Origin of the sequence: Natronobacterium gregoryi SP2, assembly GCF_000230715.2 — an archaeon.
In the GTDB taxonomy this organism is placed as follows: Archaea; Halobacteriota; Halobacteria; order Halobacteriales; family Natrialbaceae; genus Natronobacterium; species Natronobacterium gregoryi.
This window is the reverse complement of record NC_019792.1, coordinates 846,677-872,442: the sequence shown is the minus strand read 5'-3', so window position 1 is coordinate 872,442 and position 25,766 is coordinate 846,677. Positions and strand designations below refer to the sequence as shown.

24 protein-coding genes are annotated in these 25,766 nt (G+C 61.8%); 20 read left to right on the top strand and 4 right to left on the bottom strand.

All coding sequences use genetic code 11. The annotated features are described in order from the left end of the window. Window positions 1–196 precede the first annotated feature (196 nt). Window positions 197–1,420, top strand: a complete 1,224-nt coding sequence (locus tag NATGR_RS04225) for an RNA-guided endonuclease InsQ/TnpB family protein (protein WP_015233319.1) — start codon at window positions 197–199, stop codon at window positions 1,418–1,420. Window positions 1,421–1,503: 83 nt separating this feature from the next. On the opposite strand, the gene NATGR_RS04220 is transcribed toward NATGR_RS04225, so the two are convergent. After that, window positions 1,504–2,310: an alpha/beta fold hydrolase gene (locus NATGR_RS04220; protein WP_015233318.1), complete on the bottom strand. Its 807-nt coding sequence runs from the start codon at window positions 2,308–2,310 to the stop codon at window positions 1,504–1,506. A gap of 185 nt (window positions 2,311–2,495) precedes the next feature. On the opposite strand from NATGR_RS04220, the gene NATGR_RS04215 reads away from it, so the two are divergent. Further along, on the top strand, window positions 2,496–4,085 hold the full coding sequence (locus NATGR_RS04215) for a methyl-accepting chemotaxis protein (protein WP_015233317.1): 1,590 nt from the start codon (window positions 2,496–2,498) through the stop codon (window positions 4,083–4,085). Beyond that, window positions 4,082–4,843: a bacteriorhodopsin gene (locus tag NATGR_RS04210; RefSeq protein ID WP_005581268.1), complete on the top strand. Its 762-nt coding sequence runs from the start codon at window positions 4,082–4,084 to the stop codon at window positions 4,841–4,843. The genes NATGR_RS04215 and NATGR_RS04210 overlap by 4 nt, the downstream gene beginning before the upstream one ends. A gap of 144 nt (window positions 4,844–4,987) precedes the next feature. On the opposite strand, the gene NATGR_RS04205 is transcribed toward NATGR_RS04210, so the two are convergent. Continuing rightward, window positions 4,988–6,178 carry a pyridoxal phosphate-dependent aminotransferase gene (locus NATGR_RS04205; RefSeq protein WP_005581270.1) on the bottom strand — a complete coding sequence of 397 codons (1,191 nt, stop codon included), beginning with the start codon at window positions 6,176–6,178 and terminating at the stop codon, window positions 4,988–4,990. Window positions 6,179–6,184: 6 nt separating this feature from the next. Then, a complete protein-coding gene (gene ribH / locus NATGR_RS04200; RefSeq protein ID WP_005581272.1) occupies window positions 6,185–6,598 on the bottom strand; it encodes a 6,7-dimethyl-8-ribityllumazine synthase in 414 nt (137 codons plus the stop codon). Between the two features lie 205 nt (window positions 6,599–6,803). Here ribH and NATGR_RS04195 point away from each other — a divergent pair, with 205 nt between their 5' ends. From NATGR_RS04195 to NATGR_RS04110, 17 genes are all read left to right on the top strand, one after another. Next, the gene (locus NATGR_RS04195) at window positions 6,804–7,964 is read left to right on the top strand and encodes a 5-(carboxyamino)imidazole ribonucleotide synthase (protein ID WP_005581273.1); all 1,161 of its coding nucleotides are present in this window, start codon (window positions 6,804–6,806) and stop codon (window positions 7,962–7,964) included. Between the two features lie 49 nt (window positions 7,965–8,013). Further along, complete coding sequence (locus NATGR_RS04190; RefSeq protein WP_005581274.1) at window positions 8,014–8,649, top strand: AIR carboxylase family protein; 636 nt, start codon at window positions 8,014–8,016, stop codon at window positions 8,647–8,649. A gap of 169 nt (window positions 8,650–8,818) precedes the next feature. Further along, a complete protein-coding gene (locus NATGR_RS04185; protein ID WP_005581275.1) occupies window positions 8,819–9,229 on the top strand; it encodes an NADH-quinone oxidoreductase subunit A in 411 nt (136 codons plus the stop codon). Further along, window positions 9,226–9,933: an NADH-quinone oxidoreductase subunit B gene (locus tag NATGR_RS04180; RefSeq protein ID WP_005581276.1), complete on the top strand. Its 708-nt coding sequence runs from the start codon at window positions 9,226–9,228 to the stop codon at window positions 9,931–9,933. Before NATGR_RS04185 ends, NATGR_RS04180 begins: the two co-directional genes overlap by 4 nt. Beyond that, window positions 9,930–11,579 (top strand): NADH-quinone oxidoreductase subunit D, encoded by a 1,650-nt coding sequence (locus NATGR_RS04175; protein WP_005581277.1) that lies wholly within the window; start codon window positions 9,930–9,932, stop codon window positions 11,577–11,579. Before NATGR_RS04180 ends, NATGR_RS04175 begins: the two co-directional genes overlap by 4 nt. After that, window positions 11,576–12,664: a complex I subunit 1/NuoH family protein gene (locus tag NATGR_RS04170; RefSeq protein WP_005581278.1), complete on the top strand. Its 1,089-nt coding sequence runs from the start codon at window positions 11,576–11,578 to the stop codon at window positions 12,662–12,664. Before NATGR_RS04175 ends, NATGR_RS04170 begins: the two co-directional genes overlap by 4 nt. Next, window positions 12,661–13,122 carry a NuoI/complex I 23 kDa subunit family protein gene (locus NATGR_RS04165; RefSeq protein ID WP_005581279.1) on the top strand — a complete coding sequence of 154 codons (462 nt, stop codon included), beginning with the start codon at window positions 12,661–12,663 and terminating at the stop codon, window positions 13,120–13,122. The genes NATGR_RS04170 and NATGR_RS04165 overlap by 4 nt, the downstream gene beginning before the upstream one ends. After that, on the top strand, window positions 13,119–13,412 hold the full coding sequence (locus NATGR_RS04160) for an NADH-quinone oxidoreductase subunit J (protein ID WP_015233315.1): 294 nt from the start codon (window positions 13,119–13,121) through the stop codon (window positions 13,410–13,412). The genes NATGR_RS04165 and NATGR_RS04160 overlap by 4 nt, the downstream gene beginning before the upstream one ends. Continuing rightward, on the top strand, window positions 13,409–13,852 hold the full coding sequence (locus NATGR_RS04155) for a hypothetical protein (RefSeq protein WP_005581282.1): 444 nt from the start codon (window positions 13,409–13,411) through the stop codon (window positions 13,850–13,852). The genes NATGR_RS04160 and NATGR_RS04155 overlap by 4 nt, the downstream gene beginning before the upstream one ends. Beyond that, complete coding sequence (nuoK, locus tag NATGR_RS04150) at window positions 13,849–14,160, top strand: NADH-quinone oxidoreductase subunit NuoK (protein WP_005581284.1); 312 nt, start codon at window positions 13,849–13,851, stop codon at window positions 14,158–14,160. The genes NATGR_RS04155 and nuoK overlap by 4 nt, the downstream gene beginning before the upstream one ends. A 1-nt stretch (window position 14,161) precedes the next feature. Beyond that, window positions 14,162–16,201: an NADH-quinone oxidoreductase subunit L gene (gene nuoL / locus NATGR_RS04145; RefSeq protein ID WP_005581286.1), complete on the top strand. Its 2,040-nt coding sequence runs from the start codon at window positions 14,162–14,164 to the stop codon at window positions 16,199–16,201. Beyond that, the gene (locus tag NATGR_RS04140) at window positions 16,198–17,721 is read left to right on the top strand and encodes a complex I subunit 4 family protein (RefSeq protein WP_005581287.1); all 1,524 of its coding nucleotides are present in this window, start codon (window positions 16,198–16,200) and stop codon (window positions 17,719–17,721) included. Before nuoL ends, NATGR_RS04140 begins: the two co-directional genes overlap by 4 nt. Continuing rightward, entirely contained in the window at window positions 17,721–19,253 is a 1,533-nt protein-coding gene (locus tag NATGR_RS04135; protein ID WP_005581289.1) for an NADH-quinone oxidoreductase subunit N, read from the top strand. The genes NATGR_RS04140 and NATGR_RS04135 overlap by 1 nt, the downstream gene beginning before the upstream one ends. Before the next feature lie 111 nt (window positions 19,254–19,364). Continuing rightward, the gene (locus NATGR_RS04130) at window positions 19,365–20,879 is read left to right on the top strand and encodes a DHH family phosphoesterase (RefSeq protein ID WP_005581290.1); all 1,515 of its coding nucleotides are present in this window, start codon (window positions 19,365–19,367) and stop codon (window positions 20,877–20,879) included. Between the two features lie 289 nt (window positions 20,880–21,168). Beyond that, on the top strand, window positions 21,169–22,386 hold the full coding sequence (gene pan1, locus NATGR_RS04120; protein ID WP_005581292.1) for a proteasome-activating nucleotidase Pan1: 1,218 nt from the start codon (window positions 21,169–21,171) through the stop codon (window positions 22,384–22,386). A gap of 167 nt (window positions 22,387–22,553) precedes the next feature. Then, on the top strand, window positions 22,554–22,832 hold the full coding sequence (locus tag NATGR_RS04115) for a UPF0058 family protein (protein WP_005581293.1): 279 nt from the start codon (window positions 22,554–22,556) through the stop codon (window positions 22,830–22,832). 37 nt (window positions 22,833–22,869) lie between these two features. Next, the gene (locus NATGR_RS04110; RefSeq protein WP_005581294.1) at window positions 22,870–25,260 is read left to right on the top strand and encodes a DUF7527 domain-containing protein; all 2,391 of its coding nucleotides are present in this window, start codon (window positions 22,870–22,872) and stop codon (window positions 25,258–25,260) included. A 153-nt stretch (window positions 25,261–25,413) separates the two neighbouring features. On the opposite strand, the gene NATGR_RS04105 is transcribed toward NATGR_RS04110, so the two are convergent. Further along, window positions 25,414–25,719, bottom strand: coding sequence for a hypothetical protein (locus NATGR_RS04105; protein WP_005581295.1), 306 nt, complete (start codon window positions 25,717–25,719; stop codon window positions 25,414–25,416). Window positions 25,720–25,766: the final 47 nt, after the last annotated feature.

The following is a 25,766-nucleotide window of genomic DNA, read 5'->3' as shown; positions in this document are numbered from 1 at the left end:
TCCGTTCAGTGACTGTGCCGGAACGTCCTTACAGCGTTTCACCGAATACGAGGCGGAGGCCCCACCCTCAAGGAGCGCCGGGCTTCCGGCCTCGGCGGAAGCACAAGCGAGTAGGGTGGGGAGGAAGCCGACACGGTACTGACCAGCCACCAAATTGTCGCCTGCCAACTCCTAATCATTAAGTAACTACAAGCGCATATGTGAAAACACAGCGGAATACCGTCGTACCGCCGTTATCAAGCTCGACACACCCGAAGGCGCAGATACGCACCTTCGAGAGACTGTCGAGCAATTCAAATACTGCGCCAACACCGCGAGTGAGTGGTGCTGGCACGGCGATGACGGCTACCACGTCACTTCGAAAGCGAAGGCCGAACGCGCCCTCTACGACCAGCTACGTGAGGACACGGAGCTGACCGCAAATCTTGTCCAGAAGGGGATTCGCCAAGCCGTCGAATCCGTCAAAAGCGGCGTCGAACGTCTCAAAAACGACCAAGATACGTCTCGTCCGACGTTCACGGCGGATACTGCCGTCTACGACAAGCGAAGCGCAACGTTCCATCGTGACCACGTTTCGCTCTCAACACCGGACGGACGGATTGAGTGCGACTACATTCTACCTGACGATGCCGATACACCGCCGACAAAGTACGTCACAGACGAAGACTACGAGTTTCGGCGGGCGACACTCCATCGGCGTGACGGCGACTGGTATCTCCATGCGTCGATGCTCAAAGAGGACGACGACACCGAACCCACTACCGGGCACAGCACCGTCCTCGGTGTGGACCTCGGTGTGAACCAACTCGCGGTGGCTTCGACCGGACGGTTCTGGTCGGCAGACGAGTTCAACCACTGGAAGCGAGAGTACGAGAAACGGCGTGGCAACCTCCAACAGTGCGGAACGCGAGCGGCACACGACGCGATAGCAGGCGTCGAGCGCAAGGAGGACGGACGCTTCGAGATATTCCTGCATCGTGTTGCCAACGAGATCGTCGCAGAAGCAGTCGAACACGACTGTTCGCATATCGTGTTCGAGGACCTGACCGACATTCGTGAGAACGTCCCAGAAGCATCGTGGCACCATCTGTGGGCGTTCCGTCGCCTCTACGAGTACGTCGAATACAAAGCCAGAGAGCAGGGCGTCAAAGTCGTGCAAGTGGACCCACGGAACACGTCAAAACGGTGTTCGACCTGTGGGTTTACCCACGATGATAACCGCCACGGCGAAGACTTCGAATGTCAGGATTGTGGCTACCAGAACCACGCCGACTACAACGCTTCCAAGAACATCGGCTTGCAGTATCTCCGGCGTCGGCAAAACGCAGACGACGGAGGCGCACCCGTAGACGTGCGCTTGAATCGCGGGACACTGAACGTGAGTGGAGAGTACGATCTTCCCGCCTCATCCGAGGCGTAGAACGGGAGTCCACGCGAAAGCCCTACCCTCAACGAGCGAGCGGGGCCATAGCCCCCGAGCGAAGTAGGGTAGGGTGGTTTACATCAGTTGTAGACGGTCTCGAGGAACTGGCGAATCGCGTCGTTGACTGCTTCGGGTTGCTCGAGGTTCGAAGAGTGGCCGGCGTCGGGAACGACCTCCATCCGCGCACCGAGCGCGTCGGCCATCGGTTCGGCCTGTTCGACATCGAGCGATGCGTCCTCCTCGCCGTGGACGACGAGAGCGGGGACGTCGATTTCCTCGAGTCGGTCGGTGACGTCCTCGCGGTCGAGCCAGGAGCCGATTTCCTGGTAGACGGCTTTTCCGGGGTAGGTCGTCCAGCGGTCGATCCACGATTCGACGAGTTCTGGGTTCTCCTCGCGGGTCGTCTCGCCAAACAGGAACTGCGAAGCGGTTCGAGCGGTGTTCTCTGGAACCGCCTCCGCATCGCGGAGCTGGTCGATCATTCCGCGATAGAGATCGACGTCGTCCTCGGGGTGGGGCTGGGAGATTGCATCGATCAGGACGAGCCCGGAGACAGAATCGGGATACTCGAGCGCGAATCGCAACGCCATGAATCCGCCCATCGACATTCCCGCGATGACGGGCTGGTCCATCTCGAGCCCGTCGACGACAGCGTGACAGTCGTCTGCGAGGTCCCAGAGGTCGTAGGCGGTGGTGGCTCGTTCGGTCCGGGCGCGAAGGTCGTAGGTTGCGACGCGATACTCGTCGGAGAGTGCCTCGAGTTGTGGCGTGTACATCGTTCGGTCCATCAACGAACCGTGTGCACAGAGTAACTCGGGCCCCGATCCGGCTTCGGTCGCCAGTGTGTCCGCTCGAGTTCGATACATCTCTGTTGTTGAATCGGCCATAGTAGTTATTTTAGATACTGCGTATAAAAATATGGTGTTGATGCTGTAACTCTTACTATTTTCCGATTGTTTTTCTATTTTCTCCCACACAGCCCACTGATGACAACCAAACAGAACTTTGTTTTATTTCTATATTTATAACAGTAACTATTATCTGTTCTGTATACAAACGTTCGACGCAATAAATGAAAGGAAGAGTATTCGTTCCAGATAGGATACGCCGCCGGTTTAGCGTCAAGACGGCCTCGATCCTCGTGTTCGTGATCGCGTTGACACTCGGCCTGGGGGCGTTTTTCGCTGGACACGTCGTTCATGGAACTGGTGAGACACTGGAAGACCGGGCGATCGCGGCGATCGCGTCGTTGCTCGTCATCTTCGTCGTCCATCTCGCGATCGTCGGAATCGTGATCGGCGGAAACATCGCACTGGCACTCCGGCAGTTGAGCACGAAGACCGAACGTATCGGCGACGGCGAGTTCGAGGTCGACCTCGAGACCGGACGGATCGACGAGGTGGGGACGCTGTACGGGTCGGTTGCGGAGATGCGCGACTCGCTCGAGACGACGCTTACGGACCTCGACCGGGAACGAGAACGTGCTCGCGAGGCCCAGCAAACGGCCGAACGACAAAACGAGCAGTTGCTCGCGGAAGCCGACCGGTTCTCCGACGTGATGGCCGTCTGTGCGAGTGGCGACCTCACGCGACGGCTCGAGCCCGAGACCGACGACGAGGCAATGGCAGCGATCGCCGACTCGTTCAACGAGATGGTCGACCAGATAGAGGCGCTCGTCGCACAGGGCCAGACGGTCGCACGAACGCTGGACGAAACTTCGACCGAACTACAGCTCTCGGCCAACGAGATCCAGGAGGCAAACGCCGACGTCTCCGAGGGCATACAGGAGATCACGGACGGCTCGAGCCGACAGACGGACGCTCTCGAACTCGCCTCGGACGAAGTCACGTCGCTGTCGTCGACGACTGAGGAGGTGGCGTCGACGACGTCCGAGATTGCCGATCGGTCCGACCGTGTCGTGGCCCGCGCCGACGACGGACGAGACGCTGCAGCCGAGGCACAGTCACAGATCCAGCAGTCGGTGTCGACGACCGAAGCGGTCGTCGAGACGATCGATCGACTCAACGAGGAAGCCGAACGGATCGAGGAGATAATCACGCTCATCGACGAAATCGCACAGCAGACCAACATGCTCGCCGTCAACGCGGCGATCGAGGCGTCCCGGTCTGCGGGCGCGGGCGGAAACAGTTCCGGTTTCGGTGCCGTCGCCCAGGAGGTCAAGGACCTCTCACAGGAGACACAAAACGCCGTCGAGGATGTCGAGACGACCCTCCAGTCGATTCAGCAGCGAGCGGTAACGAGCGCCGACGAGATCGAAGCCGTCGACGAGCGAATCACCGACACTGCAGCGACGATCGACGATCTCCAGGACCAACTCGAGGAGATCACGACCGGGATCAACTGGGTCAACGACGGGCTCAAGTCGATCGACGACGCGACAGGCGACCAGGCCGACTCTGCGGCCGAGATCGCGACGATCGTCGACGAGGTCACGACGGTCTCGGCGGAGACGACCCAACACTCCCAGGAGGTTGCTGCCGCCGCAGAGGAGACGGCCGCGACCGCGGTACAGGTGTCGGACAAGTCACGCGCACTCGACCAGCAGGCACAGCAACTCACGAGTACGCTCGACGTCTTCGCCGCCGAGGATGAGACGACGCCAGATGTCCTCGAGTCGCCGAGTGGGGGTGGTGGTGCATGATCGACGGTCTCGTCTTGTACTGGACGTTTGCCGGGCTGTTCGGTCTGGCGACGATCGGGTTCCTCGGCTGGAGCTTCCAGCATCCGTCGGGGCGACGACGGTACGGGCTCGCCGTCGCCGGTGCCTGTCTCGTGATGGCGGTCGCAAATACCATGATGGCAAACGAGATCCTGACCACGACGGCGGACGGAGCGGCGTACCCACACGCGAGATTCCTCGGCTACTTCGTCTCCTTTACGGTGGTCTCGTGGCTACTCGGGGCGATCGCGGGTGCCAGTCGAAACCTGACCGTGTTGTTGATCCTCGCAGTGAACGCGCTTCCGGGAAGCGTCCTGGCGAGTTGGAACCTCCCGGAGCCGGCTGCGACCGTCGCCTCCGTGCTGGTGTTTGTCTCGATCGTGATCGCCGCCGCCTTGCTCGTCGGACCGATCGACCGGGCGGCAACGCGTGTCAGCGGGGAACGGCGGTTGCTCTACGGCAAACTTCGCAATCTCTCGGTGACCGTCTGGATCGTCCTGCCGATCGTCGGCGTCATGTCGGAACAGAACCTCGCGATCTTGACGTCGTTCGCCGGGATCTTCATGGGGACATATCTGGATCTCATCTTGTTCGTCGGCGTCGGCGCGCTCGTTCTCCGGAGTCCGACCGCACTGGACCAGCTAGCGGGCCGAGACGGGAACGAACGGTCGGTCTCGCCCGACAGGACGTCCGGTCGCGTGGATTCGGACTTCGAGATCGGCTCCGCAGGCGACGACTGAACCGGACACCGACCGTCTGCTGTCGGGACAGTATGTGCCACGACGACTGCTCGATCGCTCACGGGGACTCGGCCATCACCGCTCGCGTCAGATCAGCAGGAAAGGACGTTCTGAGTTCGATTCGAGTACGGGTCGCCGTCCCGACTACAGGTAGCCTTCCTCAGCCAGCCGTTCGACCCCTTCCTCGAGTCGTTCCTCGCTCGCTGCATACGAAATCCGTGCGTAGCCCGGCGTGCCGAACGCGGTGCCGGGAACGGTCGCGACGTGGGCGTCCTCGAGTGCACCCTCACACCAGGCCTGGTCGTCTTCGTCGACCGGTAGCATCATGTAGAACGCGCCGTCGGGAACCGCGACGTCGACGTCGTGTTCCGCGAGCAGTTCCACGAGCAGATCGCGACGCTCCTCGAAGGCGTCGACCATCTCTTCGACGGCGTCGTCGGTGTTCTCGAGCGCCTCGATGCCGGCGTGCTGGACGAAGTTGACGGCCGACGAGACGGAGTGGCTGTGGAGTTTTCCGGCCTGATCGATTAGGTCCTCGGGGCCAGCGAAGTAACCGAGCCGCCAGCCGGTCATCGAGTAGGCCTTCGAGAAGCCGTTGACCGTCACGGTGCGGTCTTCCATGCCGTCGAACGTCCCGAGGCTCGTCGGCTCGACGCCGTAGGTGACTTCCTTGTAGATCTCGTCGGAGATGACGGTGACGTCGTGTTCGACGGCCAGATCCCGGACGCCCTCGAGTGCGTCGTCGGAATAGACCGCGCCGGTGGGGTTCGACGGCGAGTTGACGATCAGGAGTTCGGTCTCGTCCGACACTGCCTCGGCGAGGTCCTCGAGTGCGGGCTCGAGCTGGAAGTCGTAGGGAGAGAGGTCGACGCGGGTGAGGTCGCCGCCGGCCATCTTGACCATCGCCTCGTAGGAGACCCAGGCGGGATCGAGGAGGACGACCTCGTCGCCTGCGTGGGACGACGTCTCGCTGTCCGACGGGCTTTGCCCGTCAGGACCGACCAGGGCGTGGACGATCTCGTACAGGGCCTGCTTCGCGCCGGGCGTGACGATGATCTCGTCGGTGGTGTGTTCGAGTCCGTCGGCGGCGAGTTTGTCGACGATGGCTTCGCGGAGGTCGAGGATGCCCGCGGAGGTGGTGTAGCCGGTGTGGCCGGCGTCCATCGCGTCCTTGCCCGCTTCGACGACGTTCTCGGGCGTGGGGAAGTCGGGTTCGCCGACCGAGAGGTCGACGACGTCTTCTCCCTCGTTTTCCAGTTCGGTCGCGAGCGCGGAGATGGCAAGCGTCGCGGACGGTTCGACTCGAGTCAGGCGATCGGTGAATTCCATGGACATGGTCTGTTACTGTGGATCGGGGAGTTGCTCGACGAGGTCGAGCGCACCGTCGACGGCTTTCGCCGCGTTCTCGATGCGCTCGCGTGACTCGGCGGCGGACATACCGGGACCCGTCACGCCGAGGGTCACGGGGGTGTCACGCTCGAGACTGATGTCGGCGAACCGCTGTGTGGCGGCGTCGGTGATCACCTGATCGTGATCCGTGTCGCCGGTGATGACCGTTCCGACGACGACGACCGCGTCGACTGCCTCGAGGCGGGCGAGTCGATCGGCAGCCAGCGGCGCGTCGTAGACGCCGGGGACGTGGACGGTCTCGTACACCTCGGCGTCCGCGTCGGTGGCGGCCTCGAGGGCGACTTCTTCCATCTGCTCGGTGATCGGTCTGTTGAACTCGGCGACCACCAGTCCGAGCGTGGTCATACTCGAGCGGTAGAGAGGACGAGTAAAAGAGGTACCGTTCTCGATGGACGCTGCGAGCCGGCTGTGGCGGGGTCGAAGCGCCGACCAGTGTCGACTCACCGTGAAAGACTCTATAAACACGAACGTGTACATTCGGGCCTTCATACGACTCCAAGATGACCAGGATTGAGAATACTTAAACGCCAACGGGGCCAATCACCGGGCGATGACAACGCTACGGACGCCAGGTCCGACGGTCGGGGTCGTCGGTGGCGGACAGCTCGGTCGAATGCTCGCCGAGGCGGCTGCACCGCTGGGTGTCGAGGTCGTCGTTCTGGACCCGACGCCGGACTGTCCGGCCGCGCTCGTGGCACGCGACCAGATCGTCGCCGACTTCGACGACGAGGCCGGCATCCGGGAACTGGCTGCGCGCGCGGACGTTCTCACGTTCGAGATCGAACTCGCAGATCAGGACGTACTCGAGCGTGTTAGCGAGGATTCGGGGACGCCCGTCCACCCCGATCCCGCGACCCTCGAGACGATTCACGACAAACTCGTCCAGAAACGTGAACTCGAAGCCGCGGGTGTTCCGGTCCCGCCCTTCCGCGAGGTCGAGGGCGCCGACGATGTCCGCGCGGCGATCGACGACTACGGCGCGCCGGTCATGTTGAAGGCCCGGACTGGTGGTTACGACGGCCGTGGAAACGTCCCCGTCGAGTCGAAAGGGGAGGCCGAGGCGGCACTCGAGTCGGTCGCCGGCCCCGCAATGGTCGAGTCGTTCGTCGAGTTCGAACGCGAGGTGTCTGTTATCGCCGTCGAGGGCGAGGGAGAAATCGCGACCTTCCCCATCGGTGAGAACGTCCACGTCGACGAAATTCTCCGGGAAACGATCGTTCCGGCACGCTCGAGCGACGCCGTCGAGGAGCGCGCTCGGGAGGTCGCGGCGGACGTGCTCGAGGTGATGGCGGGGCGTGGCGTCTACGGGATCGAGTTGTTCGAGACGAGTGCCGGTGAGATCCTGCTCAACGAGATCGCTCCCCGCCCCCACAACTCCGGTCACTGGACGATCGAGGGGGCACGGTCCTCGCAGTTCGAACAGCACGTCCGTGCGGTACTGGGCTGGCCGCTTGCAGCCACCGACCTGCGGTCGCCGACCGTGATGACGAACTTGCTCGGCGATGTCGACGACGAGCGGGAGGCCGAACTGGGCGATCTCGATCGGATTCTCGAGACGCGCGGTGGGAACCTCCACTGGTACGGGAAACGACAGGCACGACCGCTGCGAAAGATGGGCCACGTGACGGTTACTGGCGATATCGACGCCGATGTCGAAGACCTGCTCGAGACCGCACGCGACCTCGAGGACGCCGTCACGTTCCGGTCGTAGTCGCGGCGTTTACTAGCGTTTCAAGTCGTTTGCCGGAGCACCACCAGCCATGAGCGAGAGCGTCAGCGACCTCACTGATCGACTGTATCGCGAGGCAGACCAGGATCGGCCCGACGAGGAGACGCCCGACATCGGGATCGTCATGGGCAGCGATTCGGACCTCGAGACGATGCTGACTGGCGGGAAACGCCGCGGGGCCTACGACGCATTCGTGGACGAACTCGACTTCGTCGAACAGACCGACTACGCTGACCCGCCAGCGGAGCGGTTTACGTTCGAGACGTACGTCACTTCGGCACATCGGACGCCGGATCTGATGACGGCCTACGCCGAGACGGCCGAGGATCGTGGCCTCGAGGTCGTCATCGCGGGTGCGGGCGGGAAGTCCGCCGACCTGCCGAACATGGCGGCTTCGATCGCGTATCCGCTACCGGTGATCGGCGTCCCGGTCCAGGAGAAGTCCGTCGACAGCGTGATCGGGATGCCTACGGGCGCGCCGCTGGTCGCCGTCGACGCCGGCAAGTCGTTCAACGCCGCGCTCTCGGCCGCCCAGATTCTTGCGCGCCAACACGACGAGGTTCGCGAGCGACTCGTCGCTTCTCACGATGGACTTCGCGAGGAAGTTGCCACAGTATCACGACAGTTACACGACGAGGGAACACTCGCGTTCAGTGAGCGTAAGTAGCGTCTCACGCCCCTAGAGCTAATTTTCTTCCTTTTTGGACTATTATATAATGTGTGGTTATTAATCGTCTTTTTCTCGTCGCTGAAGACGAGTCTCGACCCGTATTAAGCCGTAATACGAACAATCAACCCTTATATGCGTGCGGTAAGAACCCCCGAACGTTACGGAGATGAACGACTGGATAGCAATCGGGGCGCTCGCGCTCGTGGGACTACTGATACCCCTCGGTATGATGGTGGTGTCGTACCTTCTGCGCCCGAGTGTGCCCGAGACGAACAAACGTGCCACCTACGAGAGTGGCGAGGTTCCGACCGGCGGAACGCGCGTCCGGTTTAACATCCAGTACTACATGGTTGCGCTTTTGTTTCTCGTCTTCGATATCGAGACCGTCCTGCTGTTCCCGTGGGCGGTCGTGTACCTGGATGCGGTCGAATCGGACGCCGTTTCGCTACTCGAGATCCTCGGACCGATGGCGGCGTTCGTTGCCATCCTGCTCGTCGGACTCGCGTGGGCGTGGCGTAACGGCGCAGTACAGTGGGCAAAAACACCACGACAGGTGGACACGGAGCGTGAACTATGAGTAGCGACGAACCACGACAGACGATACACGGCAGCACAGCGCCGTCGACGGACACCCGCGACTCACGGATCGGCGAGGGCGTCGACGATCGCTTCAACTCGAAGCTTCGGGAAGCGTTCGGCGCGTCACCCTTTATCCTCACCAAGTTCGACCAGTTCATGAACTGGGTGCGTGGAAACTCGATGTTCATGCTGCAGTTCGGGATCGCTTGCTGCAGCATCGAGATGATTCACACGTACGCGATCAAACACGACGTCGACCGCTACGGGGCTGGTGTGCCGCGTGCCTCGCCGCGACAGGCTGACGTCATGATCGTCCCCGGAACGATCGTCTCGAAGTTCGGGCCGCGCATGAAACGCGTCTACGATCAGATGCCCGAACCCAAGTTCGTCGTCGGAATGGGGTCGTGTACGATCTCTGGCGGTCCGTTTCAGGAGGGGTACAACGTCGTCAAGGGGGCCGAGGAGATCATCCCGATCGACATCCACGTCCCGGGCTGTCCGCCACGACCCGAGGCGCTTATCTACGGAATCCTCAAACTGCAAGAACGAATCCAGAACGGTGAATCAGCGCCCGTCGTCGTCAAGCCCTACGAACTCGAGCGCTTTGGCGACCTCGAACAGGACGAACTGGTACAGAAGCTTGCAGCAGAGATCGACGAGGACGACCTCGTCATGCGGTACAACTGGGCTGATTCGCCATGAGCACGCTAGAGGAGACGCCGGATGCCGAAGACGTTAGGGCCCTCGAATCCGTGATTGGGGACCGCATACTCGCGCGAGACGACCACGAGAACGCACCCGGATTCGTCGTCAATCCTGACGAAGTCCAGAGTGTCCTCTCGGATCTCAAAGAGGAGGCCGGCTACGATCATCTCTCTTGTGTCACCGCACAGCAGTACGAGGACCGGTACGAGTCGATCTACCACCTCAAGAAGTACGACGACGCAAGCGACGAGGTCAGCGTCGTCGTGCCGACGACCCGTGAGGACCCGGTAAGCGAGAGCGCGGACCCGGTGTTCCGGACCGCGGACTGGCACGAGCGAGAGGCCTACGACCTGGTCGGTATCGAGTACGCCGATCACCCAGATCTACGGCGTATTCTCCTGCCCGAAACCTGGCAGGGCCATCCGCTGTCGGACGACTACGACCAGAACAAACCACAGATCGTCACGCTGGCAGAACACGAGAACCCGCTCCAGGACGACCACCACGACGCCGAGTCGGACACGATGTTCCTGAACGTCGGTCCACACCACCCGGCGACCCACGGTGTGCTCCACGTCAAGACGGTTCTCGACGGCGAGACGATCGCCGACATCGAGCCCGACATCGGCTACCTCCATCGCTGTGAGGAACAGATGTGCCAGCAGGGGACCTACCGTCACCAGATCATGCCCTACCCTGACCGGTGGGACTACGTCTCGGCCGGACTGCTCAACGAGTGGGCGTACGCGCGGGCAATCGAAGATCTGGCGGACATCGAGGTTCCCGAGTACGCACAGGTCATCCGGACGATGGGGGCCGAACTCTGCCGGATCGCCTCGCACATGCTCGCGCTCGGAACCTTCGCGCTGGACGTCTACGGCGAGTTCACCGCGATATTTATGTACACGTTCCGCGATCGAGAGATCGTCCAGGACATCCTAGAGGAGCTGACCGGGCAGCGGATGATGTTCAACTACTTCCGCGTCGGCGGCGTCGCCTGGGATCTGCCCGAACCCCGCGAGGAGTTCATCGAGCAGGCGCGAGACTTCCTCGACGAACTCCCGGCGAAGGTCGCCGAGTACAACGACATGGTCACCTCGAACGAAATCTTCCAGGCCCGGTGTATCGACACCGGCGTCCTAGAACCCGAGGTGGCCAAAGACTACGGCGTTACGGGACCGGTCGCTCGCGGCTCGGGTGTCGACTACGACCTCCGGCGGGACGACCCGTACGGCCACTACGAGAACGTAGAGTGGGACGTCGTCACTCGAGATGGCTGTGACAACTACGCACGCGTTCTCACGCGGATGGAGGAGGTCGAAGAGTCGGCCAAGATCATCGAGCAGTGTCTCGATTTGCTCGAGGACTGGCCCGAGGACGAACGGACGGTACAGGCAAACGTCCCCCGGACGCTGAAGCCGGACGCCGACGCGGAGATCTACCGTGCAGTCGAGGCTGCGAAAGGCGAACTCGGGATCTACATCCGCTCGGACGGCACCGACAAGCCCGGTCGGTTCAAGATCCGGAGCCCGTGCTTCTCGAACCTACAGGCACTACCGGAGATGACCGAAGGGGAGTACATTCCCGACCTGATCGCGTCGCTGGGTAGCCTCGACATCGTGCTCGGGGAGGTGGATCGATGACCGGAACGACGATCCCACTGCAAAACGACACGGTGTTGCTACCCGAACTCGTCGACGACCTGCTCGGACTGAGCGAGTTCGGCGTCGCCGGCGAGTTCCTCGCGGCATTTATTGCTGCCTTCATCGTCGGCAACCTGATGCTCGCGATGACTGGCGTCGCCGGCCCCTGGGCAAAACGAAAGATCACGGCCACGTTCACCGACCGGATCGCGGTCAACCATCTCGGGCCGGGTGGCATTCTGATTATCGTCGCCGACGCGGTTCGACTCCTCTCGAAAGAGAACATCATTCCCGAGAACGCCGACCGACCGGCCTACGACCTCGCACCGATCGTGGTTGCGGGTTCTGCACTGCTTGGCTTCGCCGTCATCCCGATGGGGAGTGGCGTCCACCTCGCCGACCCCGAGGTCGGCCTCGTGTACGTCTTTGCGGTTGCCGGTATCGCGTCGATCGGTCTGGTGATGGCCGGCTACGCATCGGGTAACAAGTACTCGCTGCTGGGTGGCCTTCGTGCGGTCGCACAGAACGTCGCTTACGAGATTCCGCTGGTCGTCACCGGGATGTCGGTCGTGCTCTTTGCGGGATCGCTCCAAATGAGCGAGATCGTCGCCGTCCAAAACGAGACGACCCTGTTTACGATCCCCGGCCTCGAGTGGGCGATCCCAGCGTGGTTCGCGCTAGTGAACCCGTTCGCGTTCGTGTTGTTCCTGATCGCGAACTTCGCCGAGGTCGGACGGAACCCCTTCGACATGCCCGAAGCGCCGGCGGAACTCGTCGCCGGCTACCAGACCGAGTACTCCTCGGTCTACTTCGTGCTGATCTATCTCGGGGAGTTCCTCCACATCTTTCTCGGGGGCGCGATCATCGCGACGATTTTCCTCGGCGGTCCCGCGGGTCCCGTCCTGCCGGAGATCGTCTGGTTTATCATCAAGATCTGGGCGGTGTTCTTCCTGACCCAGTGGCTCCGCTCGGCAGTGCCACGGGTCAGAATCGACCAACTAATCGAAATCGGCTGGAAGGGGTTGCTCGTCCTGTCGTTTGCTAACCTCTTCCTGACCGCGGCAATCGTTGGGGTGATCGCATGATCGGACTACTCAAGTCGATGGCAACCACGATGAAACACGCATTGGACGGCTCTACCTTTACGGTAGAGTACCCGAAGACCGCACCGGATGTCTCGCCACGGTTCCGTGGCGTCCACAAGTTCAGCCAGGAACGGTGTATCTGGTGTCGGCAATGTGAAAACGTCTGTCCGAACGATACGATTCAGATCGTGATGGACGACAAGCGAAACGGCGAACAGTACAACCTCCACATCGGACAGTGTATCTACTGTCGGCTCTGTGAGGAGGTCTGTCCCGTCGACGCTATTCTACTGACACAGAACTTCGAATTCACTGGTGACACCAAACACGATCTGGTCTACAACAAAGAGCAACTGAAGTCGGTACCGTGGTACAAAGACATCGATCCGCTCGAGTCACGCGAACCCGATCGGGGTGCGTGGATCGGTGAGGGGAAAGGAGAGGTGGACTACCAATGATGGACACACTCGCGTTCGCGCTGTTTGCGTTCGTGACCCTCGCCAGTGCTGGCGGGGTCGTGTTGCTAAAAGACCCCTGGCACTCGGCGCTCATGCTGGGCGTGGCGTTGCTCAGCATCGCGGTCCACTACGTGATGCTGGCGGCAGAGTTCGTCGCCATGATGCAGGTCCTCGTCTACGTGGGCGGGGTCCTCATTCTCATCACGTTCGCCGTGATGCTCGTCCAGCGTAACGAGCCAGAGAGCACGAGTCCGACGGATTCGAACGCCGACGAGGTGGTACAGCCATGACGACCGGACCGGAACTTCGCACCGGGAAGACGCTCGTTCCCGGCCTGCTCGCCGTTGCCCTCTTCGGACTGATGGCGCTAATCGTGTTGAACACGCCCTTTGGAACCGTCGGCGATCGGCCGGTCGGCTTTCCGGAGGACATCGCAATCGTCTCCGAAATCGGCTACGCGCTGTTCGATCTCGGCGCGCTCCAGTCCGGCCAGTTGGCGATTCCAGAAACCGAGTCGTTCCTCGCAGCGTTCCTGCTGATCGCACTCACGCTCGACGCCGCACTCGACGCGTCGCTCGTGCTTGCGAAACGCGAAGAGGAAGGCGAACCGGTCGCTGCGCTCTCGAGTCGGGGTGCCGAATCGAGGTCGCTGACTCCGCCAGCCGATCGAACGACCGTCGCCGACGGCGGTGATGACGTCGAAGCGGAAGGGGGAGGTGAGACGCGATGAGCGTCGGCGTGGGGATCGAGTACTACGTGTTGCTGTCGATGGGGCTGTTCTGTATCGGCCTCTTTGGCATCTTGACGCGTCGCAACGCACTGATGTTCCTGATGTCCGTCGAGTTGATGTTGAACGCGGCTAACATCAACCTGATCGCGTTCGCGCTCTATCACGGCAATCTCACCGGTCAGGTGTTCTCGCTTTTCGTGATCGGGCTCGCTGCCGCCGAGGTCGCCGTCGGACTCGGGATCATCCTGGTGCTGTATCGCAACTTCCGTGACGTCGATGTCACGGTTCCGACGACGATGAGGTGGTAAGATGGAAGGTGTATTCAGCTACGCTCCGGCGATAGCGGCGTTCCCGCTCGTGGCGTTCGTGATTGCCCTGGCCTTTGGCAAGTCTCTGCCGAAGAAAGGGGCGCTCGCGGGCATCTTCGCGACGCTTGGCTCACTCGTGCTGTCCGCGTTGATGCTGGTTGCCGTCGCGAGCGGCGAAGTGTATCACGAGACGCTCTACGAGTGGGCGATCGGCGAGACCCCGTCGGGAGTCGGCGGGATCGAGTTCACGTTCGGCATCCTGATCGATCCGCTGTCGGCCCTGATGCTCGTAATCGTCTCGTTGGTCGCCTTCCTGGTCCACGTCTTCAGCCTCGGGTACATGAACGCCGAGGGCGAGACCGGGCTGCCGCGGTACTACGCCGGGCTCGGCCTCTTTACGTTCAGCATGCTCGCGTTCGTCTTCGCGGACAACCTGCTGATGGCGTTCATGTTCTTCGAACTGGTGGGACTGTGTTCGTTCCTGTTGATCGGGTTCTGGTTCCGCACCCGTTCGGCCCCCTCGGCAGCGAAGAAGGCGTTCCTGGTCACTCGCTTCGGGGACTACTTCTTCCTGATCGGGGTCGTCGCAATCGCGGCCACGTTCGGCACGCTGCAGTTCGCCGGTGACGGATCGTTCGTCGCGGCCGCCGAAGCCGCTCTCGACGGCACCGGCGAGGCCTGGACGCCTGCCGGAATCGGGATCGAAAACTGGGTGACCCTCACCGGACTCCTCGTGCTCGGGGGCGTCATCGGTAAATCCGCACAGTTCCCGCTGCACACCTGGCTCCCCGACGCGATGGAAGGGCCGACCACCGTCTCCGCGCTCATCCACGCGGCGACGATGGTCGCGGCCGGCGTCTACCTGGTCGCCCGAATGTTCGGCTACTACGCACTGTCACCGACTGCACTCGCGATCATCGCCTTCGTCGGTGGCTTTACCGCCCTGTTCGCGGCGACGATGGGCGTCGTCAAAGACGATATCAAGCAGGTGCTCGCCTACTCGACGATTAGCCAGTACGGCTACATGATGCTCGGTCTCGGCGTCGGCGGCTACGTCGCCGGAGTCTTCCACCTGATGAACCACGCCTTCTTCAAGGCCTTGTTGTTCCTGGGTGCCGGCTCCGTCATCGTCATCATGCACCACGAACAGGACATGTGGAAGATGGGCGGCCTGAAAGACAAGGCCCCCGTCACCTACTACACGTTCCTCGCCGGCGCGCTCGCGCTTGCAGGAATTATCCCGTTCTCGGGCTTTTGGTCCAAAGACGAGATCCTGTTCGACGCGATGATCGTCGGCCTCGAGGAGCCAGTGATCATGGCCGCCTACGCGATGGGACTGCTCGCGGTCTTTTTCACTGGCTTCTACACGTTCCGGATGGTCTTCCTGACCTTCCACGGTGAACCGCGATCCGAGACTGCCGAGGACCCACACCCGGTCGGCTGGTCGATCAAGGCGCCACTGATTGTACTCGGCGTACTCGCACTCGTCGCGGGGATCGCCAACCTCGCGCCGGTCGCCAAGCTCACCGGACTGGACATCACGTTCCTCGAGTTCTGGCTCGACGGCGAGTACGGTGCCGTCGAGGGGCTGACCTACAGCGCCTACGGTGAACTGCTCGCCTACGAAACCGGCGTCGTCGGCTCCGAACAGCTCACGGTCGCGCTCGCGGCCGGGCTCTCCCTGCTGCTTGCCTTCTCCGGTGCTGGCGTCGCCTGGAAGCTGTACAACGTCCCCGAACCGACCGCACACAAGGAGAAACTCGGCTCGGTCGGTGACCTCGTCGAAGACAACTACTACCAAGACGAGTACCAGGTCTGGCTCGCGGAAGGACTAACACTGCCGTTCTCTCGAGCGGCCGATCGCTTCGATCAGACCGTCATCGACGGCGTCGTCGACGGCGTTTCGACGGCGAGTCTCTTCGGCGGTGATCGGGTGAAACGCATCCAGACCGGTCTCGTGACGAACTACGCGGCCCTGCTCGTTGGCGGATTCATCGCCTTACTGGTCGTTCTCGGACTCTACGGAGGGTGGTTCCTATGATGATCGAAACACTGATCGCGGTCACGCTGATCGGCGCAGCAGTTACGTTCGTCGCACCGAACCGGGTCGCTGGCAAACTCGCGTTCGCGATCAGCCTGGTGCCTGCCACGCTCAGCCTGTGGCTGTTCTCGGCGTTCGACGGCAGTGGCAACGCCTTGCTCGAGGGCGATCTCGCCTTCGAGTCCCAGATGGAGTGGCTCCAGCTGAGCGAGTACACGATTTCGTGGTTCGTCGGCGTAGACGGCATCAGTCTGCCACTGGTCGTGCTGACGACGATCCTGACGACGCTTGCGATCGTGAGTTCGTGGACGCCGATCGACGAGCGCGAGTCCCAGTTTTACGGGCTCGTGCTCTTTATCGAGGCGAATCTGATCGGCGTCTTCGCCGCACTGGACTTTTTCGTCTGGTTCATCTTCTGGGAGGCTGTCCTCATCCCGATGTACCTGCTGATCGGTATCTGGGGCGGCCCACGCCGGAAGTACGCGGCGATCAAGTTCTTCGTCTACACGAACGTCGCCTCGCTACTGATGTTCGGTGCCTTTATTGCGCTGGTGTTTGCGCTGCCCGAGGTCACGACGTTTGCGCTGCCCGAGGTCGCGACGGCGATGTTGAACGGCGGGCCGGAGTCGCTGTTCGGCGTCGCCGGCACGACGCTCGCGTCGCTGGTGTTCGTTGCGATGTTCGTCGGCTTCGCGGTGAAGGTACCTGTCGTTCCGTTCCACACGTGGCTGCCGGACGCCCACGTCGAGGCACCGACCCCGGCGTCGGTGCTGCTGGCTGGCGTCCTGCTGAAGATGGGGACCTACGCCCTGCTCCGGTTCAACTTCACCATGTTCCCGGACCAGGTCGAAGCCTACGCCGTGCCGATCGCGGCAATCGCCGTCATCAGCGTCATCTACGGGGCCTTGCTCGCGTTAGCACAGACGGACCTCAAGCGGATCGTCGCCTACTCGTCGGTCTCGTCGATGGGCTACGTCATCCTCGGGCTGATCGCGTACACCCAGTTCGGGGTCGGTGGTGCGACCTTCCAGATGGTCAGCCACGGTCTGATCTCCGGGCTGATGTTCATGGCGGTCGGCGTCCTCTACAACGCCACTCACACCCGGATGGTCACGGACATGTCCGGGATGGCAGACCGAATGCCCGTCGCCGTCGGCATTCTCGTGGCCGGCGCGTTCGGCTACATGGGACTGCCGCTGATGAGTGGCTTTGCGGCCGAGTACTTCATCTTCTTCGGCTCGTTCGGTGCTGACTTCCCGTACGCGCCGATCCTCACGGCACTCGCGATGTTCGGCATCGTACTAGTCGCAGGCTACCTGCTGTTTGCCATGCAGCGTGCCGTCTTCGGACCGTATAACCTAGAAACCGACTACGAGGTGAGTCCGGCACCACTGCACGATGTCGTACCGATGTTCGTGCTGCTCGGACTCATCATCGCACTTGGGGTCGCCCCCGACCTGATATTCGAGATGATAACCGACGCAGTCGATCCGATCCTCGAGAACGGAGGTGAACTGTAATGTTTCCCATCGAACTCGCCGGATGGACGGCACTCGCGCCGCCGCTGTTACTCGCGGCGACGGCGCTCGTGTTGTTCCTCGTAGACAGCATCTCGCCCCGTTCGTCGAGCCGTAGCTTGCTCGCGGGCACGACAGTTGCCGGCTCGCTCGTGTCGCTTGCCGTCGCCGTCTGGTTTACCGCCGCAGGCGTCGGCACGCCGGGCATGGACGGCGGTCGTGGCGTCATCACGCTGTTCGACGGCCAGTTCGTCGTCGACGGGATGGCGTTGTTCTTCATGATCGTCGTCGCAATCGTCACCGCCCTGGTAGCCGTCGCGAGCTACGACTACATGGACGGCCACGCCTACCAGGCCGAGTACTACTCGCTGATGGTACTCGCCGCAACCGGGATGTCGCTGATGGCAGCCGCTAACAGCCTCGTGACGATCTTCATCGCACTCGAGTTGGCGAGCCTGCCGTCGTACGCACTCGTTTCGATCCTGAAAGACAACCGCGGTAGCGTCGAGGCCGGCCTGAAGTACTTCCTCATCGGCGCGCTGTCGTCGGCGATTTTCGTCTACGGGATCTCGCTCGTCTACGGTGTGACCGGTCATCTGCAACTCGACCTGATCGCCGAAGAAATCGTCGTTCTCGCCGGCGAGGGTGCCGGCTACGGTGGCCTGCTCGGGCTCGGTATCCTGCTGCTCATCGGCGGGTTCGCGTTCAAGACCGCGAGCGTCCCGTTTCACTTCTGGGCTCCGGAAGCTTACGAGGGCGCGCCCGCTCCGATCAGTGCCTTTCTCTCCTCGGCGTCGAAGGCTGCCGGCTTCGTGATCGCGTTCCGCGTGTTCACGACGGCGTTCCCGCTCGAGCCAACCGCCGCACTGATCGGCGTCGACTGGACGGTCGCGTTCGTCATCCTCGCGATCGTGACGATGACTGTCGGGAACTTCGCCGCCGCGACACAGGACAAGGTCAAGCGGATGCTCGCGTACTCGTCGATCGGCCACGCTGGCTACGCACTGATAGGTCTCGCGGGCCTCACCGCCGACGGTGGTGAACTCGTCATGGGTGCGGCGATGATGCACCTGCTGGTCTATGGCTTCATGAACACGGGTGCGTTCCTGTTCGTCGCACTCGCGGAACACTGGGGCGTCGGTCGCACCTTCGAGGACTACAACGGCCTCGGACAACGCGCACCGGTCGCCTGCGTCGCCCTGGCGATCTTCATGTTCAGCCTCGCAGGCATCCCGCCGCTCGGTGGGTTCTGGAGCAAGTACTTCCTCTTTACCGGTGCGATCAGCGTCGGTAGCGCCGCGATGCTTGCAGTCGCGGCTGCACTCGTGGTAAACAGCGCACTCTCGCTGTATTACTACTCGCGGCTGGTCAAGGCCGTCTGGATCGAAGAGCCGATCGTCGAACGCGACGCCCTGGCACAGCCGACCGGCCTCTACGCCGCGATCGTCTTCGCGGCCGTGATGACGGTCGTCTTGCTGCCTGGTTTCGGTCCCGTCGTCGAGACGGCGATCGACGCGGCAGCGTACGTGATCTGATCACCTTTTCTCTCGAGCGAGGACCGACGGGACGAGTCCGTCTCCCCGTCGCCAACTCTCCCCACGAGTCGACCGGTACCTTTTCCACGCAGCGATTGTAACCCCGGACAAATGGTTTTCCGGCTCGTACTCGGGTGCGGGACCGTCGGTCGCCACGTCGTCACGCGACTGGCCGAACGTGACAGCGTGGACGACCGACTTCTCGTCGTGACTGACGACGAAAGCGTCGTCGAGACGCTCAGAGACGAGAGCATCCCCGCACGCCAGGCTACGCCGAACGCTCCCGACGCTCTCGAGAACGTCGAGCCGCCGGACGTCGTCTTCGTCGGCGGGGATCGAACCGACGTCAACCGGACGACGCTCGAGACGGCACGCGAGCAGTTTTCGGACGCCGAGATCGTCGCTTACCTCGGTGGCAATCCGACGCCGGGCGATCGGGCAGCGTTCGACACCGCCGCCGACTGCGTCGTCGACACCGAAGCGCCGATCGTCGACGCGGTTCTCGAGCGGACGACGACGCCGGTTGCAAAGCGAGTGATCCAACTTCGCCGCCAACTCGAGTCGATCGACGGACGCCTCGCAGTCGTGATGCACAACAACCCCGACCCGGACGCGATCGGTAGCGCCGTTGCGCTGGTCGACATCGCCGAATCGGTCGCGCTCGAGGTCGACCCCTGTTATTTCGGCGAGATTTCCCACCAGGAGAACCGGGCGATGGTCAACTTGCTCGATCTGGACCTGCGGAATCTGGACTCGGCAGACTCACTCGAGGAGTACGACGCGTTCGCACTGGTCGATCACTCTCGTCCGGGCGTCAACGACGATCTTCCTGCAGACCTCCAAGCCGACATCGTCATCGACCACCATCCGCCCCGTGGACCAGTCCCCGGCGAGTTCGTCGACCTTCGGGAAGGAGTCGGCGCGACGAGTACAGTGTTGACCGAGTACGTCGACCGCTTTAGCCTCCCGTTCGATTCGGCAACTGCAACGGCATTGCTCTATGGCATCCGCGTCGATACGAACGACTTCTCCCGGGAAGTGTCGTCGGCGGACTTCGAGGCCGCGTCGATCCTTCGCCCACACGCCGACGTCTCCGTCCTACGCCAGATCGAACAGCCGACGATCGAAGGTGAAACCCTCGAAACGATCGCTCGAGCGATCAAGAACAGAGAACTGCGCGACTCCGCGGCGGTCGCAAGCGTCGGCAGAATCACCAACCGGGACGCACTGCCCCAGGCTGCCGAGCAGTTGCTCGCGATGGAAGACGTCGAGACGACGCTCGTGTTCGGCTTTCGGGACGAGACTGCGTACCTCTCGGCCCGGTCTCGTGCGAACGACATCGACCTCGGAGAAACACTTCGGGACGCGTTCGATCAGATCGGCAGTGCCGGCGGCCACGCCGACATGGCCGGTGCACAACTCGAGGTTGGGATTCTGACGGAGGTCGACGATTGCGCCGAGGCCGATTCGATCGTCAGCGTCGTCGAAGAAGTGATCAGGAACCGCTTTTTCGAAGGGATTCGGACTCGACCCGGCGTTCCGGTCGGGACCTACGACCGGACGAGCGAGTGGCTGTTTACATTCTCTCCGCCCGGCGACGAACTCGAGGACGAAAGCCACGAGTGAGGTTCAGTGATTTTGTTGTGGTCTGGAATAAACCACACGCAGTTCGGAGCGTGCCACGGACAGCGCGGCGACCAGCCAGCGTCGCTGTCGGACGACGAGACACATTGTCGACTGGCCGCGGACGTCGTTCCGTGGTTCGTCGACCACTCCGAAGCGTCACGACCCGCGGTGACGAACGCGAATTCTCTTCCGTAAGCGTCACTGACGCCCGCACGGTTAGGAACCGATCGTGACGCGCCGGGCGTTCCGACCCGAAGTCTCTTATGAACCAGCCCCCAAAGCAACGATGATGACCGACACTGTGGACGACGTCGACCTCCCATACGACGAGGACGAGGCGTCCCAACAGGAGAAAATTCAGGCGCTCGAGGAACGACTCGAAGTCCTCGAGGCGCAAAACGAGGAGATGCGCGACAAACTCCTCGACGCGAACGCCGAGAACAACAAGTACCAGCAGAAACTCGAGCGACTGACCCACGAGAACAAGAAATTAAAGCAGTCACCGCTGTTCGTCGCCACCGTCCAGGAGATCACGGACGAAGGCGTCATCATCAAACAACACGGCAACAACCAGGAAGCCCTGACCGAAGTCACCGAGGAACTGCTCGAGGAACTCGAGCCCGACGCTCGGGTGGCGGTCAACAACTCGCTGTCGATCGTCAAAACCCTCTCCAGCGAGACCGACGTCCGCGCCCGCGTGATGGAAGTCACCGAGAGCCCCGAGGTCAGTTACGAGGATATCGGCGGCCTCGAAGACCAGATGCAGGAGGTTCGCGAGACCGTCGAGATGCCACTCGAGAAGCCAGAGATGTTCGACGACGTGGGGATCGATCCGCCGAGTGGCGTTCTCCTCTATGGTCCGCCGGGGACTGGCAAGACGATGCTCGCGAAAGCCGTCGCCAACCAGACGGACGCGACGTTTATCAAGATGGCTGGGTCAGAACTCGTCCACAAGTTCATCGGTGAGGGTGCGAAGTTGGTTCGTGACCTCTTCGAGGTCGCTCGCGAGCACGAGCCAGCCGTCATCTTCATCGACGAAATCGACGCTATCGCCGCCAAGCGGACGGAGTCGAAGACCTCCGGTGACGCCGAGGTTCAGCGGACGATGATGCAGCTTCTGAGCGAGATGGACGGCTTCGAGGAACGCGGCGAGATTCGTATTATCGCGGCGACCAATCGCTTCGACATGCTCGACCGCGCGATTCTCCGCCCAGGTCGTTTCGACCGTCTCATCGAGGTTCCCAAGCCCAACGAGGAGGGCCGCGAGATCATCTTCGACATCCACACCCGCGGCATGAACGTCGCCGATGGGGTCGACTTCGGCGAACTGGCCGTGGAAGTCGAGGACGCCTCCGGTGCCGACATCAAGGCGGTCTGCACCGAGGCAGGTATGTTCGCCATCCGCGACGACCGAACCGAGATCCGGATGGCGGACTTCTACAACGCCTGGGACAAGGTTCAGGCTGACTCCGAAGATGCCGAGGACGTCTCGAAAACGTTCGCGTAACTCCTGACGGGAGGTGAGGTCGATCTCGCTTTCGTCTCGCCGTTTCAACCCTGACGTTTTTCGTCTCGACTCCTCGAAGCTGCCGTTTCTCCGTGAGGCTGTTATGTGCTCGTTTTGCGAGCGGTGTCCACACAATCCTTAAGCCGAAACCGTCCGTACGACTGGCTATGCACAAAGACGAACTTCTCGAACTCCATGAAGAACTCGTCATCATCATGGAGTACTTCTCCGAGCGCGAAGAAGTCGACGAGGAACTGTTCGAACCGTACCACGAACTCGACGTCGATCCATCGCACGTCCACAAGTCCAAGAGCGAACACAAACACGCCGTCTTCGTCCTCGGCAACGCACTCGCAAAGGGGATGAGCGAAGACGAGTTCTCGAGCGCGGGCCGAATTGGCAAACGAATGAAAGAACTCGCAGAGGACACCGAGTCCAAAATCTAGGCGTAACCTATTTGGGTAGGTTACTGCTTGTTAAATTATGGACCCACGCACGCAAGAGCGCGTCGAGCAGTGGGATTCCCGCCCGTTCGGCGGGGGTTACGACGGCCTTTCCGACCTTGCCGACGACGGATTTTCGGGGGCCGTCACGGCGAACGGAACCTGTCTCTTTCTGCTCAACGGCCGCATCATCGGCGTCTTCGACGGCGACATCGAGGACTTCCGGAACGCATCGGGGACGCTCTATCAGGCCCCTCATCCGTCCGTTCCGTTGCTCTGCTCGATGGAAGAACACGGCGGCGAAACGCGCGCCAAATACTACACGAACGATACCCCGATCGAGGAAGTCGACGAGACGCTGCAGGACGGGAGTTTTACCGGCTACGTCGAACTGAGCGAGAACGTTCTCAGTGGCGACTACTACCTCGTCTACTACGGGGGTCGCCGGATGGCCGCTGCCTACATTGGCAACGCCGAACGGTTGATAACCGGCGACGAGGCGTACGAACGCGCTTCCGACGAGGTCGGGATCTACACTGTCACGAACGTCGACATCGATGTCGTCGACGTTCCGGGGACAGAGCAAGACACGTCGGGAGCTAGTTCGGCGTCTGATCACAGCGCATCGACCGGGCCGACCGATGTAAGTGCCACCGGGAGTGCGGAAACGGAATCAGCCGACGCCGCTGGACCGGAAATAGATCTCGGCGACGATTCGATCGATCCGATCAACGTCTCCGACGCTGGCCCTGGGAACGTCGGCGAGGAAGTCGACTTCGAAAGCTTCGACGAACAGACGGCCAACGGAACCGAGACCACCGCAGACGAGAGTGCGACGGCCCCGAGCGATGGCGTCGGAGGAGAAACCAGTACCTCGGCCGCGAACGCCAGCGCCGAAGAGGAAGTCAGTACCTCGGCTGCAAACACCAGCGCCGAAGAGGAAGTCAGTACCTCGGCTGCAAACACCAGCGCCGAAACAACCAACTCGAGTCAAAAACCGTCGAACCAGCAGGTCGAAGCGAGAGACGGTTCCGGACCGACCGCGCTGTCGCCCGATCCAGATCCAGAAGAGATCGAGGCCGCCGCCGAACAGCTCGATCAAAGCGATATTACTTGGTCTACCGAAGACGACGACGAAGAGCCGGTCGACGAGCGGTTCGAGGAGGAAGAACAGTGGCGTGAGACGCGGAGTATTCCCTCGATCGATCCGGAGAAGACGGCGAGTAGTTCGACGGGGTCGAAGGCGAAGGCGAAATCTGGATCGTCTCGGGAAACCCGGTCGAGCAACCCGAGTCGAGCCTCGACTTCGGACTCGACCTCGACCTCGACCTCGACCTCGACCTCGACCTCGAACTCGAACTCGAACTCGAACTCGAGTGAGGCCAGCACCGGTACTGACGGAACGGCCGACCAGCACACCGCAGGAGAGACGACGAACACCGGCCAGGCCGCGAGTGCAGGTTCGACCGCCGACCGATCCCAGGGCCGGGCGAAGCAACTCGCAGAGCGCGTCGAACGTCTCGAGGAGAAACGGGACGCGCTCGAGGCGAAGGCTACCGAACTGGCGTCCGAACGCGACAAGCTTCGTGAGGAGAACCAGGAGCTATCCGCGACGGTCGAACGCCTCCAGTCTCGTATCGACGAACTCGAGAGCGAACGTCAGGGTGATGGAAGCGACGGCGGCGCTGGTGGCCGGGCTTCGGGGACGCCGATGTCGCCCGACCAGGCACTCTCTCGGACGAACCTCTTCGTCCGGTACGAATCCAAGAGCAAGCCGACCCTCGAAACGGCACACGCTGGCGACGCGGGCCGAAGTGACGTCGCGACGAACTTGCGACTCGAGCATCACACGGAGTTCGACGCGAACGAGGTTTCGGTCGACGGGAAGACCTACGAGTCGTTTCTCACCTCGTCGATGGCCTATCAGTTCGTCGAGTGGCTCACTGGGCACGCACTGTATGAAATCCGAGACACCGGGAACGCGAACGGATTGGCAGACTTCTACGACGCGATTCCGCGGATCGACCGGGCGGAACTCGACGCGACGATTTCGCTAGAAGACGACGACACCGAGGATGTCCCCGACTCGGTCACGTTCGACGTCGTTGCGTTCGACAAACGCGGTAATCCGCTCGTGCTCGCGACGCTGAACGACTCGCGAACGCCGATCACCGAGGAGACGCTCACCGACCTCGAGGAGAAAGCTTCCGCGGTCAAAGCCAACTACGCGGATCTCGGGGCCGCGATCGCAGTTACCTCGAGTTACTTCGAGCCCGGTGCACTCGAGGTGACCGAGACGGCGACTACCAGCGGCTTCCTCAGCCGTGGGTCGAAGATGAGCTACGTCAACCTCTCGCGAAAGGCGGGGTATCATCTCTGTCTCGTCGAATCGCGGTCGGAAGGGTTCCACATGAACGTTCCCGAGCTGTAGCCGTCCCTGACCTCCGACGGTACTGGTCGTGCGTTCCTTGTCGTGCGTTCCGGTCGCTCTGCTCGAGACGAGCGACGGACTGCAGGAAAGCGTTGGTGTGGGCTCTCTGGGCAGAAAGCGCCGTCGAGCGGAGAAGTTCGTCGCGGTAGGAAGTTAGTTTTCGGCTTCGGGGACGTCTTCGATTTTCATCCCGTCGAGTTTGTTCATGATGTCGTCGAGTTTACCGTCGAGTTCGTCGACGAACTCGACTGTACGTTCTGTCTTGATCGCTCCCTGACTGGAGGGCTCGATTAGATTTTCCTCCTCGAGAACGCGAAGGGAGTAGCGAACCTTGTGGTGGGGGTATCCGGTTTCGTTCGACATCTTGACGATCCCGATCGGTTCGTTTTCGATGACCATCTTCAGGACCTGTAGATGTCGTTCCAGCATATCAACTTCTTTCTCAAGTCTATCTATCATGGCATTTGTTAACTTGTCTTTGTGCCCTTTAAAGGTTACTCTCGAGA